Consider the following 14,382-nt stretch of genomic DNA (forward strand, 5'->3'; position numbering starts at 1 on the left):
TGTGTTTGAACGTTGATTGGGAATCGCCAGGGCTCTGCTCCGCAGTGCGTGCTGCCCTAAATACTCTAGATTTCCTCCTTCATTCGCTGACAAACATAACATTTGTATCATGGCCTCGAAGGCCGTTTTGCCCGAGGCCACTATTTCCGGACGTACATTCGCCAAAATCAGGCGAAATTCCGTTTAAGATCAACCATTCAGTCAGTTTTCTCGACCAGATCCCATCCGACAAAGCGATCACCAAGCCTCATATCCACTTTTTCGTTCAGTTGGGTAACCATCTGCTTCTACGTTACTTCTGGGTGATCTAAGTCTGTTGCCCCAGACACTGGTCTCGCTAAACGTTTTGGCCTGAATGCGTCAACCGATACTGCTTCCTGCCGCTGTACTTTCAAGCAGGCCGAAAAACCACGCTACCGCCACGACGATGTAATGCCGCCGGGGGTATCACCGCCGAGAAGAGCAAAAAGAATAGGGGAGGGGAAGGTATCCCAGCCTGGCGTCCGTTGCTCAGCTGACGATCGTGCCGGCTGTTGCCGGCTTTGTTTGGCCACGTTCTCCGTTCGTGCCTGTCACATTTTGTGACTATTTATCTTTCCATTTCAGGCTGCTACGCCAGTCGGTGCCGGGTATTCAAGTTCGCGAATACCATGAATCAAAACCCATAACTGGCGTAAGGGCTTACGGCATGATGCCCGGGTTTATCCAGCTTGTCACCCGCACGATGCCGTGGGCCGGTGCACGTTCCAAAGCTCAAGAAGTATAGGCAGCCATCTGGCTCTACACCTCAATTTTTACTAGGCGGCGCATTTTGGTGCGAATGAAATAGCAGGGGTTACAAGACCGATTCTTGCGCCAGCAAGGCGCAATATAGGCAATCTGGCCACGTCGATGTATTCGCTTGCGCATTCACTTATTCGCCCGGAGACCGGGCTCCCACAGTTCGCACGGGGGCCGCGCTTATTCGCCCGGAGACCGGGCTCCCACAGTTCGCGCGGAGACGGCGCTCCTACAGTTTTCCGCGTGATCCCGCCGTCAGCCAGGTACCAACCACAGATCCCGCCGAACCCGAAACCCGAGAACCGCGCGCCAGCGCGCTCACCCCTGCTTGCGATAACTGCTCGGCGATACTCCCGTCCAGTGCCGAAAGGCTCGGGTAAAGGCCGACGGCTCCGAAAACCCCAGCTCCCGCGCGATACTCGATACGGGCCTGCTGGGCTGGCTAAGCAGGTGGATGGCCGTGTCGCGGCGCAGGCCGTCCTTTATATCCTGGAAGCTGGTGCCTTCCTCGGTCAGCTTGCGTCTCAGGGTGCGGGTGGTGATGTGCAGGATCGTGGCCGTTTCTTCCATGGTGGTGCTGGCCAGAGTGTCGGCGCGTTCGAGCTGGTCCAGTACCCGGCGGGTGTAGATGGGGTAGTAGGCCTGGCGGCTGAACCAGTCCAGCGGGGCGCGCTTCATGTAGCTGCGCAGGTTGGTCACGGTTTGCACGATGGGGGCGTCGAGCTGGTCGCGGCTGAACTCGAAGCCGTTGTACGGTTGCTCGTACTCCACCGGGGCCGGGAACATCAGCCGGTATTCGGCGGCGTGGGCCGGGCGGGGATGGCTGAACAGCATGCGGCTGAGCTCCACGCGCCGGCCGATCATCCAGCCGGGGAAGCGGTGCCAGATCAGCAGCAGGAATTCGCACAGGCTGTGTTCGGGGTCCAGGCTCGGGTCGGTCAGGCGCAGACTCAGGCGGGCGCGATCGTCCCATTCCTCGAAGCGGAACTCGACCGCCTCGGACACCAGGTTGTAGAAATGGCAGCTGCGCCGCATAACCGAGCGCAGCGTGGTGCCGTACAGGGCCTGGCGGGCCATCAGCGGGAATATGCCGAACCGGCAGGGGCGCGAGCCGCGGCACAGAAACTCGTCGTCGGCGGCCAGCCAGAGTTGCTGCACCAGGGTGCTGAGCTGATGGGGCGTGATGCGAACCTGGCGATTGTTCAGCAGGCCGCGGTGCAGGCTGGCGCGCTGCAGTATGGGGTCACAGTCGTAGCCCTGGCGTTCGAGCCCGGCGATAAAGGTGCGGGCATAGTGGACCGAGATGGAATGGCGGGGCGAACTCATCGGGTTGTCCGTATTGGATATGCGATCCGCTCATTATGACGCTTTTTGCCATTGAGGCGCAGCCTAGCAGTCTGTCGGGCTTAACACTGATCTACTGCGGAAAAGCCGATTTTGGTCATTTTTCGCGTTCTTTTTTGTTAAATAGAACCACTATTCGTCTCAAAAGAACTCAAAAACTGCCTCAAAACGGACTTTCCCTCGCTACGACCGGCCAAGCCCGACAGGCTGCTAGCGTCCGAATATGTCCATTAAACGGCTGGCTTTGTCATTGTTGTCACTTGCGCTCTGGGCCAGACTGGCCGACCGGTGGGGCTAGCAGCCTGTCGGACTTAACACTGATCTGCTGCGGAAAAGCCGAGTTTGGTCATTTTATGTACTCTCTTTTGTTAAATAGAACCACTATTCGCCTCAAGAGAGCTCACAAACTGCCGCAAATCGGTCTTTCCCTCGCTACGATCGGCCAAGCCCGACAGGCTGCTAACGGCCTGCGCGCTTGATGGTGCTGCAGCCGGCGACAATAATTCAAAAGAGCGACGGGTGGGGCCTGCGGGGTCCTGCGTAAATGTCCGCAAAGGAATTGAGGTGCTGAACATGATGTACGAAGGACAGGCAGTCAGCCTGCAGGTAGTGGAGTCCGGCATTGCCGAGCTGGTATTTGATGTGCAGGGCGCTTCGGTCAACTCCCTCACCAGCGCCGTGTTTGAAGAGCTGCAGGCGGCGGTGGCGCAGCTGCGTGCGGCCCAGGGCATTCAGGGCCTGCTGATGCGCAGCGCCAAGTCGAATTTTATCGTCGGGGCCGATATTCCGGAACTGGCGCAGCGCTCGAAGCAGGATGCCGCAGAACTGGCGCCCTGGATGGCCAGCGTGCACGCGCTGCTGTGCGAGATTGAAAGCCTGCCGATGGTTAGCGTGGCGGCGGTGAATGGCCTGGCCCTGGGGGGCGGTTTTGAAATGGCCCTGGCGGCGGATTTCCGCGTGCTGGCCAGCGATGGCAAGGTGGGCCTGCCCGAAGTCAGCCTGGGACTCTTTCCCGGCTGGGGCGGCACGGTGCGTCTGAGCCGCCTCATCGGGGTGGAGGCGGCGCTGTCGTGGATGATCAGCGGCCGGCCGCAGAATGCCAAAACGGCGCTGGAGCAGGGCGCGGTGGATGCCGTGGCCGAGCCCGAGTCGCTGCACAGCTGCGCGCTGGAATTGCTGCGCCAGAAGATCGAGAAAGGCTGTGACCTGCACCTGGTTCGCGAGCGCAAGCAGGCGCCGCTGGTCGCCAGCGAAACCCTGCACAAGCAGCTGGCCGGGCTGGACAAGCAGCTGGGGGCAAAGCTCGATCCCCGCTATCCGGCCGCACCTACCGTGCTGGCGCTGGTACTGCGCCATATCACGCTGGATTTCCAGGCGGCATTGCAGGCCGAGCAGCAGGCCTTCATCGAGCTGCTCAAAAGCGATTCGGCGCAGAGCCTGGTGGGCCTGTTCCTGAATGACCAGTTGCTCAAGCGCAAGGCCAAGGCGGCGCTCAAGCAGGGCGGCAGTGTAACGCAGGCTGCGGTCATCGGTGCCGGCATCATGGGTGGCGGTGTTGCCTTTCAGTCGGCCAGTACCGGAACGCCGGTGCTGATGAAGGATATCCAGCCGCACGCGCTGGAACTGGGTGTCTCGACCGCCGCCAAGCTGCTGGACCGGCAGATTGAAAAAGGCCGCCTGGATGAAAGCGGCAAGGCTAGCGTACTCGCCGCCATTCACCCGACCCTGGACTACGAGGGGTTCGACCGGGTGGATCTGGTGGTGGAAGCGGTGGTCGAAAATGCCGCCGTGAAGGCCAAGGTGCTGGCCGATGTGGAAGCCAACCTGCGCCCCGATGCGATACTGACGTCCAACACCTCCACCATCTCCATCACGCAGCTGGCGCAGTCGCTGCAGCGCCCGGCCCAGTTCTGCGGCATGCACTTTTTCAACCCGGTGCACCTGATGCCGCTGGTCGAGGTGATTCGGGGGCGCGAAACCAGCGCCGAGACACTGGCCACCACGGTGAACTTTGCGCTGTCCATGGGCAAGAGCCCCATCGTGGTCAACGACTGCCCGGGCTTCCTGGTCAACCGCATCCTATTTCCCTATCTCAACGGCTTTAACCGCCTGTTGCTGGATGGCGTGGACTTTGAGCGTATCGACCGGGTGATGGAGGCCTTTGGCTGGCCCATGGGTCCGGCTTACCTGATGGACGTAATCGGACTGGATACCTGTGTGCACGCCGACCAGGTGATGATCGAGGGCTTTCCCGAGCGCATGGGGCATGACGGCACCTGCATCGCCGAGCAGTTGCTGGCGGCCGATTGCCTGGGGCAGAAGAACGGCCGGGGCTTCTATGAGTACGGCGTGGATGACAATGGACGGCGTACCCGGGTGGCGGCAGCGACGGCGCAGCAGCTGATCGACGAAGCCCAGGGACCGGTGCAGGAACTGAGTGACCAGGACATCGTCGATCGCATGATGATTCCGCTGTGCATGGAGGCGGTACGCTGCCTGGAGGATGGCATCGCCGACAGTGCCGCCGAGGTCGACATGGGGCTGATCCTGGGCCTGGGCTTTCCGCGTTTTCGCGGTGGTGCCCTGCGCTACATCGACAGCCTGGGGGCGGCGGAGTTCTGCCAGCGTGTCGAGCGCCATGCCGGGCAGGGCGCGCTCTACCAGACCACAGAAGGGCTGCGTGAGCGTGCGGCGCGCAACGAGACCTTCTTTTAGCAGTAACGGCTAGCAGTATTGGCTAGCAGCCGCGGCGAGTAGCAGATTCTGCCGCGTATACTGTCGCCGGTCCCGTCGCTGCCTTGCGCAGCGGCGGGACCGGCTTTCCCGCCGCGTCTATTTGTAATTATTCGGACAGATCCCTACAATGCGCCACAGCTTCTGGTACCCAAGGGTTCGTGCCCTTGAGTTTAATCGGGAAGCCGGTGCGCGATGGCGATGGGATTTCACTTCCTTTCGCAGCAATGCCGGCACTGCCCCCGCAACGGTAAACGAAGCAAACCCGATCCCTGGCCTGTGCCAGCGGTAAGCCGGTTTGCGGAACAGCTTAACGCCACTGTGTTCTTGAGCATGGGAAGGCGCTGTTTCAGACGCGATCGCGTCGATTCGTGAGTCCGGAGACCGGCCAAAAGCGACTTGTCGGCATCGCGGAGGGCGTTGCAGCGGCACGCTGAGCGCTCAGGCTTTGTAACCGGGCGCCGCGTCCTCGTTTCTGTCCTTCTGCGTGACCTCCCTATTTGTTGATTGCCGTGCGGGTGAGCACGGGAAGGATCTGTGTGTAATGAAATCCTATTCTTTGCCGGCAGCACTGTTGCTCGGCTCTTCCGTCGTTCTGGCCGATACGGCCAATACCCTGAGCCCGGTCATCGTCACAGCAACCCGTACCGCCCAGACCGCCGACGAGACCCTGGCGTCGGTCACCGTGATCACCCGTGAACAGATCGAACGTGAACAGGCCAGCAACCTGCCCGAACTGCTCGGGCGCGTACCCGGCGTGCAGATGATCAACAATGGCGGCCGCGGCAAGAACAGTTCGATATTCATGCGTGGCACCAACTCGGATCAGGTGCTGGTATTGATCGACGGTATCAAGGCGGGGTCGGCCACGCTGGGCGCGGTGTCGTTCGAGCATCTTGCACTGGATCAGATCGAGCGAATCGAGATCGTGCGCGGTCCGCGCTCGTCGCTGTACGGTTCCGAAGCCATTGGTGGCGTGATCCAGATCTTTACCCGTAAGGGCGGCGAAGGGGTTAAGCCCCGTGTCAGTGCCGAGGTTGGCAGCCATGGAAGCCGGGAACTGGCGGTGGGCCTGTCCGGTGGCACGCGTAAGAGCTGGTACAACCTGAGCCTGAGCGATTTCAGCACCGACGGCTTTGATTCGCGCATAGGCCTGGAACCGGACAACGACGGTTACGATAACCAGTCCGTTGCCCTGAGTGCGGGCCACCGCCTTAATGAGGTTGCCGAACTATCGGTCAACTGGAGCCGCAACGAAGGCGAAAACGAATTCGATGGCAATCCCAATGCCAGTGACAATGACCTGGAAGTGCTCGGCGCCAAACTTCGCCTTTCGCCAACCGCCGAATGGAATCTGGATTTGTCGGTAGGCCGCAGCACGGATGAGTCGACCAACTTTACGGACGGTGTCTTCTTCTCCCGGTTCGATACCGAGCGTGATGTCGCGTCCCTGGTCAGCGAACACTTTTTTGGTGACGTCAGCCAGCTGACCTGGGGACTGGATTATCAAGAGGACCAGGTGAGCAGCAACTCGGACTTCGCGGTGAGGTCCCGTGACAACGTGGGTGTTTTCGGTCTGTACCAGCTGTTCTTCGGTCGTCAGGATCTGGCCTTCAGTCTGCGCCATGACGATAACGAGCAGTTCGGCAGCCAGAACACGGGCTCCGTGGCCTGGGGGCTCGAGCTTGCACCGCACATGCGCCTGGTTGCCAGCTATGGCACGGCATTCAAGGCTCCGACCTTTAACGACCTGTACTGGCCTGGCGCCGGCAACCCAGCGCTGCAGCCCGAAGAGTCCGAATCCTGGGAACTGGGCCTTTCCGGCGATCATGCCGGCGTGCGTTGGTCAGCCAATCTCTACCAGACTGACGTGGACAACCTGATCGCCTGGCAGCCTTCGCCGACCCCGCTGGACCCATTCCGCTGGATTCCCATGAACGTGAACGAAGCCCGCATTCGGGGTCTGGAGCTGGTTGCCTCCACCCGCATTGCGCACTGGGACCTGTCGTCCAGTCTGGACCTGCTGGATCCGAAGGATCGCAGCGACGACAGCGTGCTCAACCGCCGTGCCCGCAAGGTACTCAACGTCTCCGCGGATCGCGATTTTGGGCGCTATTCCGTTGGCGGGGCGTTGCAGGCCGTAGGCAAACGGCCGGATGGCAGTGAATGGCTGGGCGGCTACACCAAGGTCGATCTGCGCGCTGGCTACCAGCTGGCACAGGACTGGTCGCTGAAGGGGCGCATCGAGAACCTGTTCGACAAGGACTACCAGACCGCAGCCGCCTTTAACCAGGATGGCCGCACCTACTGGCTGTCGCTGCACTACGCACCCTGAGCAGGACCTCCACGATGTTGCAGTTAAGTACCCGTGCTCAGCTTCTGCTGGGTCTGGGGCTGGCACTGATGATGGCCGCCACGCGCGGCCATCACTTCGCCAGCCTGGAAAACCTGCCCAGCGCCGCCTGGGCGCTGTTCTTCATTGCCGGCTTTTACCTGCGATCGAAATGGGCTTTTGCCGGCCTGATGGCCGAAGCGGTGCTGCTGGATATTAGCGCCGTGGGTTTCCAGGGCGCCATCGATCTGTGCATCACGGTGGCCTATCCCATGCTGCTGCCGGCATACGGCGCACTCTGGCTCGGTGGCCGCTGGCTGGCGACCCGGTACCGTGCACACTGGTCCATGCTGTGGCCTTTGCTGGTGTCGGTCGTGCTGGCCTCCAGCCTGTGCCAGCTGATTTCCAGCGGCAGCTACTATTATTTTTCCGGCCGTTTCGCCGACCCCACCCTGGCCGAGTTTGCCCAGCGTCTGCTGCGCTACGGGCCGCTTAGCCTGCAATCCATGGTCTTTTATATTGCCCTGACGGCGGTACTGCACAGCGCCGTGCTGGCAATGATGCAGTGGCGCAGTGCTGCCGTCATGAACAGAGGACATCACCTATGAGTGAATCAACAACAGCCGCGCCCGAACTCACGGCCGCGGAGCAGGCGGCCAAGGACGAACGGCACCAGAACCGCATGCAGCGCAAGAAGGAGGTGGTGGATGCCGCCATCGCCCGCGCCGATACCGTGCGCGGCATCGTGCTGGTGCTGACCGGCAACGGCAAGGGCAAGAGCAGCTCGGCCTTTGGCATGGTGGCACGCGCCCTGGGCCACGGTCAGCGCGTGGGTGTGGTGCAGTTTATCAAGGGCGCCTTCAGCACCGGTGAAGAGGCCTTCTTTCGCGACCTGCCGGGGGTGAGCTACCACGTGATGGGCGAGGGCTTTACCTGGGAAACCCAGAACCGCGAACGGGATGTGGCGGCAGCCATGGCGGCCTTTGACGTGGCCCGCGGCCTGATGGCCGACCCGGCCATTCACATGGTGGTGCTGGACGAGCTGAACATCGCCCTCAAGTACGGCTATATCCCGCTGGAGGCCGTGATTGAGGCGGCCAAGGCGCGACCTGCGCACCAGAACCTGATCATTACCGGGCGCCGAGCGCCGGCCGAACTGATCGAGCTGGCCGACACCGTGACCGAGATGGGGGATGTGAAGCACGCTTTTCGCGCCGGTATCAAGGCGCAGCACGGTATCGAGCTTTAATACAGCCATGACCCGACCCGATCAGAGCTTCAGTAATGCCGAGCGCGATGCCGTCTACCGCGCCATTCGCGAGCGCCGGGACATGCGCCATTTCGTGCCGGGTGCCGTTGCGCCCGAGGTGCTGGCCCGGCTCTTGGAGGCGGCACACTGTGCCCCAAGCGTCGGCCTGATGCAGCCCTGGCGCTTTATCCGCATTTGTGATGACGCCTTGCGCAGCGCCATTGCGGCACTGGTGGAGCAGGAACGCCTGGCCACGGCGCGGGCGCTGGGAGAACGGCAAGACGAGTTCATGCGCCTCAAGGTAGAAGGCGTGCGCGAGTGCGGCGAACTGCTGGTGGTGGCGCTGACGGACCAGCGCGAAGGCCATGTCTTTGGCCGGCGCACCCTGCCGGAAATGGATCTGGCCTCGGTCTCCTGTGCCATTCAGAACCTGTGGCTGGCGGCCCGCGCCGAAGGGCTCGGCATGGGCTGGGTCTCGCTGTTCGACCCGGTGGCGCTGGCGGACCTGCTGGGCATGCCGGCGGGCAGCCAGCCGGTGGCGGTGCTCTGCCTGGGGCAGGTGGATGCGTTTTACCCCAGGCCCATGCTGCAGGACAGCGGCTGGGCAGAACCCCGGCCGCTGCAGGAATTGCTGTCGACCGATGGCTGGGGATAGTCCGATGATACCGGCACTGATCATGCTCGCCGCGGTGCTGCTGGACTGGGCCCTGGGCGAGCCACCGCTGCGCTGGCATCCGCTGGTGGGCTTCGGCCGGCTGGCGGCCCGGGCGCAGGCCTGGCTGCATGGTCGCTGGGGCCCGGCCCCCGCGGCACAGCGCTGTGCCGGGGCCGTGGCCTGGCTGCTGCTGATCGCCCCTGCGGTACTGGTTGCCTGGGGGCTGTCCGGCGTGCCGGTGATCGGCGAACTGGCGGCCCTGCTCGGGCTCTACTGGGCACTGGGGCATCGAAGTCTGCACGATCATGCACAACCGGTGTTCAGAGCCTTGCAACAGGGTGAGGAACCCGCGGCCCGGGAGTATGCATCACGTATAGTCAGTCGGGATGCCGCAACACTGGATATTGAAAAATCAACCATCGAGTCGATTCTGGAAAACGGCAACGACGCCGTGTTCGGTGCGCTGTTCTGGTTCGTGCTGGCCGGGTTGCCCGGGGTGGTGCTGTTTCGCCTGGCCAATACCCTGGATGCCAGCTGGGGGTACCGCTCGGAACAGTATCTGCACTTTGGCTGGGCCAGCGCCCGTATCGACGATGCTCTGAACTGGCTGCCGGCGCGGCTCACGGCCCTGAGCTATGCGCTGCTGGGCAGAACCCGGCTGGCGCTTCACTGCTGGCGCACCCAGGCCGCTGCCTGCGACAGCCCCAATGGCGGCCCGGTGATGGCCGCCGGTGCCGGGGCTCTGGGTATTCGCCTCGGCGGGCCTGCGCGCTACCGTGGCCAGTGGCTGCAAAAGCCTTGGCTGGGGCAGGGTGCGGAGCCCGTGGCGGGGGATATCCTGCGGGCGTTGCGACTGGTACAGCGCAGCGTCGCGCTCTGGGTACTGGTGTTGCTGGTTGCTTCTGGCATCAGCGAGCTGATCTGAACGCTGTCGACGCCGTGCAACGGCGTCCGTTAAACAACCAAATACACGCGGACTATCACAATGCTGCAACACGGAGGGCGTCTGCGGGCCGCAGCGCTGGAGCAGGGCATCGCGCTGCACCGCTGGCTGGATTTGTCGACGGGCCTGAACCCGCATGGCTGGCCGGTGCCGACGCTGGATCCGCAGTGCTGGGCACGCCTGCCGGAAGACGACGACGGTCTGGAAGCGGCCGCCCGCCGCTATTACGGCTGCACCGGCCTGCTGCCGGTGGCCGGCTCCCAGGCCGCCATTCAGGCACTGCCCCGACTGCGCGAGCCCGGGCGCGTTGCCATCATGTCGCCGGGTTATCGCGAACATCAGCACGCCTGGCGTGCTGCCGGTCATCAAGTGGAGGAAGTCTGTGTAGCCCGCTTGCGCCGCGGGCTGCCCGACTGCGAGGTCCTGGTGCTGATCCATCCGGGGAATCCCGGTGGCGAGCGTTTCAGCCGCGAAGAGCTGCAGGCCTGGCATCGGGAGATGGCGGCCCGCGGCGGCTGGCTGCTGCTGGATGAGGCCTTTATCGACTGCACGCCCGAGGCGAGCCTGGCGGCGCTGGCCCATCAGCCCGGGCTGATCGTGCTGCGCTCGGTGGGCAAGTTTTTCGGCCTGGCCGGCATTCGAGTGGGCTTCGTGCTGGCCGAGGCCGCCATACTCAATCCGCTGCGCGAGCTGCTCGGCCCCTGGACGCTGTCGGGGCCGGCCCGCGCGGTGGCCATGCGGGCGCTGGATGACCGAGCCTGGCAGCAGTCGATGCGCGGGCATCTGGCCGAGCAGAGTGCCCGGCTGGCGCAGCTTCTAAGCCGTCATCGGCTTGCCCCCACGGCCGGCTGCAGCCTGTTCCAGTGGGTCTGCACGCCGGACGCCGCGCGGCTGCACCAATCCCTGGCGCAGCGGGCCATCCTGACCCGGCTGTTTGAAACACCCGCCAGCCTGCGCTTCGGCCTGCCGCCCGATGAGGCCGGCTGGGCCCGGCTCGATACCGCCTTGACCGAGATACTCTGATGACTGCCAAGACACCAATAAGCCACACCAGGACACCCATGACCGCCAGAACGCTGATGATCCAGGGCACCACTTCAGATGCCGGCAAGAGCACGCTGGTGGCCGGGCTATGCCGTGTGCTGGCGCGCCGGGGCATTGCCGTGGTGCCGTTCAAGCCGCAGAACATGGCGCTCAACAGTGCCGTGACGGTCGATGGCGGCGAGATCGGCCGTGCCCAGGCGGTGCAGGCCCAGGCCTGCCACCTGGTGCCCCATACCGACATGAACCCGGTGCTGCTGAAACCCAATTCCGATACCGGCGCCCAGGTGATCATTCATGGCCAGGCAATCTCCAACATGGAGGCCGGCATTTACCACGACTACAAGCGGGTGGCCATGCAGGCCGTGCTGGAATCCCACGGGCGGTTGTGCGAGCAGTACCGCGCCGTGGTGGTGGAGGGCGCCGGCTCGCCGGCCGAGATCAACCTGCGTGACCGGGATATCGCCAACATGGGCTTTGCCGAGGCGGTAGACTGCCCGGTGATCCTGATCGCCGATATCGACCGTGGCGGCGTCTTTGCCCACCTGGTGGGCACGCTGGAGCTGCTCAGTGACACCGAACAGGCACGGGTGGCGGGCTTCGTGATCAACCGTTTTCGGGGTGATATCGGGCTGCTGCAGTCCGGGCTCGACTGGCTCGAGGCCCGTACCGGCAAGCCGGTGCTGGGCGTGCTGCCCTACCTGCATGGCCTGCACCTGGAGGCCGAGGATGCATTGCCCCGCGGACATGACAGCCGCCCCGAAGGGGCCTGTCTGCGGGTGCAGGTACCGGTGCTGCCCCATATCAGCAACCACACGGACTTCGATCCGCTGCGCCTTCACCCGCAGGTCGATTTCGAGTTTGTCGGCCCGGGCGAAACCCCGGGGCCTGCCGATCTGATTATCCTGCCGGGCTCCAAGTCCGTGCGCAGCGACCTGCACTGGCTGCGTGAAGCCGGCTGGGAGGCGCACATTCGGCGTCACCTGCGCTACGGCGGCAAGGTCATCGGTATCTGCGGCGGCTACCAGATGCTGGGCCGCGAGGTGCAGGACCCGCTGGGCATCGAGGGCGCACCCGGCAGCAGCGCGGGGCTCGGGCTGCTCGAAATCGACACCCGGCTCGAGGCGCGCAAGCAGCTGCGCACCGTTGAGGGTACGCTGGCGCTGGGTGGCGCCGCGGTGTCGGGTTACGAGATTCATGTGGGCGTCAGCGAGGGGCCGGGCCTGCAGCGCCCGGCGCTGCAGCTGGAGGGCCGTGATGAAGGCGCGCTGAGCGAGGATGGCCAGATCCTCGGCACCTATCTGCACGGCCTGTTCGATCAGGCGGGCGCCACCGACGCCCTGCTGTGCTGGGCCGGCTTTGCCGAGGCCGCAAGCCCCGATTACCAGGCGCTGCGTGAAGCGGGCATTGACCGGCTGGCCGACTGCCTGGAGCAGCACCTGGCGCTGGACGCGGTTGACCGGCTGTTAGGCCTGTGACCCTAGCGGGCCAACCGGTTCAGCGGGCAACGTAAAACCATGCAAAGGCTGCGAACAGCAGCCACGACAGAACCAGCAGCACCCAGGGCAGTCGCCCGGCGCCACTGCTTTTGCCCTCGGGCAGCGGCTGCGTGGCCGAATCCGGGTCGTGTGCCTTGCCCTGGGCTTTCACCTGCTTGATCTGCTTGTTCAGTTCCCGCGCTCTTGCCTTGTGCTGCTTCTTGTACTCATCGATACCGCGCTGAATACCCTTGGCGATAAGCTTGGTCTGTTCTTTGGTTTGTCCCGGTTGCTGCGTCGCCCGGGCGACTTTCAGGGCTTCATCCTGGGTTTCGGGGGAGGGCGCTTTCTGTTTGGAATATCTGACCATCGGTGCTCTCTGTGCAGTGCCGTTTATTCAGCTGCTAACGGTGACCCTGATCCGGGGCGGGGTCAATGGGCAATGCAGGCGAGCGGCAACTGATCCGGCGCTGGCGGGATAGCGTAACACCCCTGTGAACGCAGAGGTTTGGCACAGATTTGGCGCTGTTGTGGCCCGTAACCGCTATGCTGGATGCAACAGCCACCCCGCGGGCACGGGGCAGGTTGCAGGCTATGCCGGGCCATTGCTGCCAATGCACCCCAAACACTCAGGAGATCGCATGCGTACTTCTTTAACGGGCATCGCCGCCCTGCTGTTAAGCTCATCGGTCGTGGCGGCCGATTGCAGCGCAGTGCTTGATCACGAGGTGCGTCTGCTGGCGGATGACAGTGTGGTCAATCTGTGTGATGCCTACGCGAACAAGGTGCTGTTGGTGGTGAATACCGCCAGTAAATGTGCATTTACCGGTCAGTATGAGGGGCTTGAAACGCTGTATGACGAGTTCCGTGACCGGGGCCTGGTTGTGCTGGGCTTTCCATCCAACGATTTCGGCGGCCAGGAGCCTGGTTCCGAGCAGCAAATACAGAATTTCTGCCGTTCGACCTACAGCGTGCGCTTTCCGATGTTTGCCAAGTCTTCCGTCAGGGGCGACACCGCCACGGTGTTCTGGAAAAACCTCGCGGCGGTCAGTGGCACGGCGCCCAAATGGAATTTTCACAAATACCTGATCGGCCGCGATGGTCAGTTTGTGGCCGAGTACTCAAGCCTGACCCGCCCTGACAGCGCGCGTCTGCGCCAGCAGATTGAAGCTTTACTGGACGCTGACTGACGCTCGAGCCGCGCCGCGCCGCGGATCAGAGGTTGAACGGCGTGACGATATTGATGCGCGAGCGGGTTTCGGCGATATCCTTCGGCACTGCCCCGTGGCGTTGCAGCAGGTAGAGGCAGGCGCGGTGGGCATCCTGTTCCAGGTCATGGTCGATGATGGCGTCAGTCCTTTGATCCTGCAGTAACGCACGGTTGTCGTGATCCGCTGCGTGGAATCAGCCGACAACGGTTCCCGCTGGGTCGAGTTCTGAGCGGTATACCCGCTACAGGCAGGATGTGGCGCAGCCCATCGATTCCATTAAACGGTTGATGCATCGTTGGGCTACGCCCCTTCGGGCCTGCGCCCAACCGACCAACCGCGCCCGCGGTATGACCGCCATGGATGGCGTAAACACTACAGGTAGGATGTGGCGCAGCGCAGTGAAGCCCATCAATCCCACCAATCCCATTAAACGGTTGATGCATCGTTGGGCTACGACCCTTCGGGCCTGCGCCCAACCGACCAACCGCGCCCGCGATATGACCGCCAAAGATGGCATACACGCTACAGGTAGGATGTGGCGCAGCGAAGCGAAGCCCATCAATCCCACCAATCCCATTAAACGGTTGATGCATCGTTGGGCTACGCCCCTTCGGGC

Annotated in this window: 12 protein-coding genes and 1 riboswitch; of the genes, 10 read left to right on the forward strand and 2 right to left on the reverse strand. The window is 63.1% G+C overall.

The features are described from left to right. Positions 1-1,098 precede the first annotated feature (1,098 nt). A complete protein-coding gene (locus F451_RS0107980; protein ID WP_020680834.1) occupies positions 1,099-2,106 on the reverse strand; it encodes an AraC family transcriptional regulator in 1,008 nt (335 codons plus the stop codon). A gap of 591 nt (positions 2,107-2,697) precedes the next feature. On the opposite strand from F451_RS0107980, the gene fadB reads away from it, so the two are divergent. The 8 genes from fadB to F451_RS0108020 all read left to right on the forward strand — a co-directional run bounded on the left by fadB (position 2,698) and on the right by F451_RS0108020 (position 12,555). Continuing rightward, the gene (gene fadB / locus F451_RS0107985; RefSeq protein WP_026291602.1) at positions 2,698-4,839 is read left to right on the forward strand and encodes a fatty acid oxidation complex subunit alpha FadB; all 2,142 of its coding nucleotides are present in this window, start codon (positions 2,698-2,700) and stop codon (positions 4,837-4,839) included. Positions 4,840-4,985: 146 nt separating this feature from the next. After that, positions 4,986-5,264: riboswitch (cobalamin riboswitch) on the forward strand. 137 nt (positions 5,265-5,401) lie between these two features. After that, positions 5,402-7,192: a TonB-dependent vitamin B12 receptor gene (gene btuB / locus F451_RS0107990; protein WP_020680836.1), complete on the forward strand. Its 1,791-nt coding sequence runs from the start codon at positions 5,402-5,404 to the stop codon at positions 7,190-7,192. Between the two features lie 14 nt (positions 7,193-7,206). Then, on the forward strand, positions 7,207-7,797 hold the full coding sequence (locus F451_RS25055) for a hypothetical protein (protein ID WP_020680837.1): 591 nt from the start codon (positions 7,207-7,209) through the stop codon (positions 7,795-7,797). Further along, complete coding sequence (gene cobO / locus F451_RS0108000; protein ID WP_020680838.1) at positions 7,794-8,438, forward strand: cob(I)yrinic acid a,c-diamide adenosyltransferase; 645 nt, start codon at positions 7,794-7,796, stop codon at positions 8,436-8,438. The genes F451_RS25055 and cobO overlap by 4 nt, the downstream gene beginning before the upstream one ends. A gap of 7 nt (positions 8,439-8,445) precedes the next feature. After that, complete coding sequence (gene bluB / locus F451_RS0108005; protein WP_020680839.1) at positions 8,446-9,093, forward strand: 5,6-dimethylbenzimidazole synthase; 648 nt, start codon at positions 8,446-8,448, stop codon at positions 9,091-9,093. A 4-nt stretch (positions 9,094-9,097) separates the two neighbouring features. Further along, positions 9,098-10,018: an adenosylcobinamide-phosphate synthase CbiB gene (cbiB, locus tag F451_RS0108010; RefSeq protein WP_020680840.1), complete on the forward strand. Its 921-nt coding sequence runs from the start codon at positions 9,098-9,100 to the stop codon at positions 10,016-10,018. A gap of 60 nt (positions 10,019-10,078) precedes the next feature. Then, positions 10,079-11,059, forward strand: coding sequence for a threonine-phosphate decarboxylase CobD (cobD, locus tag F451_RS0108015; RefSeq protein WP_020680841.1), 981 nt, complete (start codon positions 10,079-10,081; stop codon positions 11,057-11,059). Between the two features lie 38 nt (positions 11,060-11,097). Next, positions 11,098-12,555, forward strand: coding sequence for a cobyric acid synthase (locus F451_RS0108020; RefSeq protein ID WP_020680842.1), 1,458 nt, complete (start codon positions 11,098-11,100; stop codon positions 12,553-12,555). 19 nt (positions 12,556-12,574) lie between these two features. Here F451_RS0108020 and F451_RS0108025 read toward each other — a convergent pair whose 3' ends face one another. Further along, positions 12,575-12,925, reverse strand: a complete 351-nt coding sequence (locus tag F451_RS0108025; protein ID WP_020680843.1) for a DUF2956 domain-containing protein — start codon at positions 12,923-12,925, stop codon at positions 12,575-12,577. 271 nt (positions 12,926-13,196) lie between these two features. On the opposite strand from F451_RS0108025, the gene F451_RS0108030 reads away from it, so the two are divergent. After that, complete coding sequence (locus F451_RS0108030; protein WP_020680844.1) at positions 13,197-13,745, forward strand: glutathione peroxidase; 549 nt, start codon at positions 13,197-13,199, stop codon at positions 13,743-13,745. After that, entirely contained in the window at positions 13,720-13,929 is a 210-nt protein-coding gene (locus tag F451_RS25060; RefSeq protein WP_020680845.1) for a hypothetical protein, read from the forward strand. Before F451_RS0108030 ends, F451_RS25060 begins: the two co-directional genes overlap by 26 nt. Positions 13,930-14,382: the final 453 nt, after the last annotated feature.

The sequence above is a fragment of the Marinobacterium rhizophilum DSM 18822 genome (assembly GCF_000378045.1).
Lineage (GTDB): Bacteria > Pseudomonadota > Gammaproteobacteria > Pseudomonadales > Balneatricaceae > Marinobacterium_A > Marinobacterium_A rhizophilum.

Excerpts from the sequence above, each read along its gene's own strand:
- F451_RS0107980 (WP_020680834.1), bottom strand. The coding sequence starts at position 2,106 with ATGAGTTCGCCCCGCCATTCCATCTCGGTCCACTATGCCCGCACCTTT.
- fadB (WP_026291602.1), top strand. The coding sequence starts at position 2,698 with ATGATGTACGAAGGACAGGCAGTCAGCCTGCAGGTAGTGGAGTCCGGC.
- btuB (WP_020680836.1), top strand. The coding sequence starts at position 5,402 with ATGAAATCCTATTCTTTGCCGGCAGCACTGTTGCTCGGCTCTTCCGTC.
- F451_RS25055 (WP_020680837.1), top strand. The coding sequence starts at position 7,207 with ATGTTGCAGTTAAGTACCCGTGCTCAGCTTCTGCTGGGTCTGGGGCTG.
- cobO (WP_020680838.1), top strand. The coding sequence starts at position 7,794 with ATGAGTGAATCAACAACAGCCGCGCCCGAACTCACGGCCGCGGAGCAG.
- bluB (WP_020680839.1), top strand. The coding sequence starts at position 8,446 with ATGACCCGACCCGATCAGAGCTTCAGTAATGCCGAGCGCGATGCCGTC.
- cbiB (WP_020680840.1), top strand. The coding sequence starts at position 9,098 with ATGATACCGGCACTGATCATGCTCGCCGCGGTGCTGCTGGACTGGGCC.
- cobD (WP_020680841.1), top strand. The coding sequence starts at position 10,079 with ATGCTGCAACACGGAGGGCGTCTGCGGGCCGCAGCGCTGGAGCAGGGC.
- F451_RS0108020 (WP_020680842.1), top strand. The coding sequence starts at position 11,098 with ATGACCGCCAGAACGCTGATGATCCAGGGCACCACTTCAGATGCCGGC.
- F451_RS0108025 (WP_020680843.1), bottom strand. The coding sequence starts at position 12,925 with ATGGTCAGATATTCCAAACAGAAAGCGCCCTCCCCCGAAACCCAGGAT.
- F451_RS0108030 (WP_020680844.1), top strand. The coding sequence starts at position 13,197 with ATGCGTACTTCTTTAACGGGCATCGCCGCCCTGCTGTTAAGCTCATCG.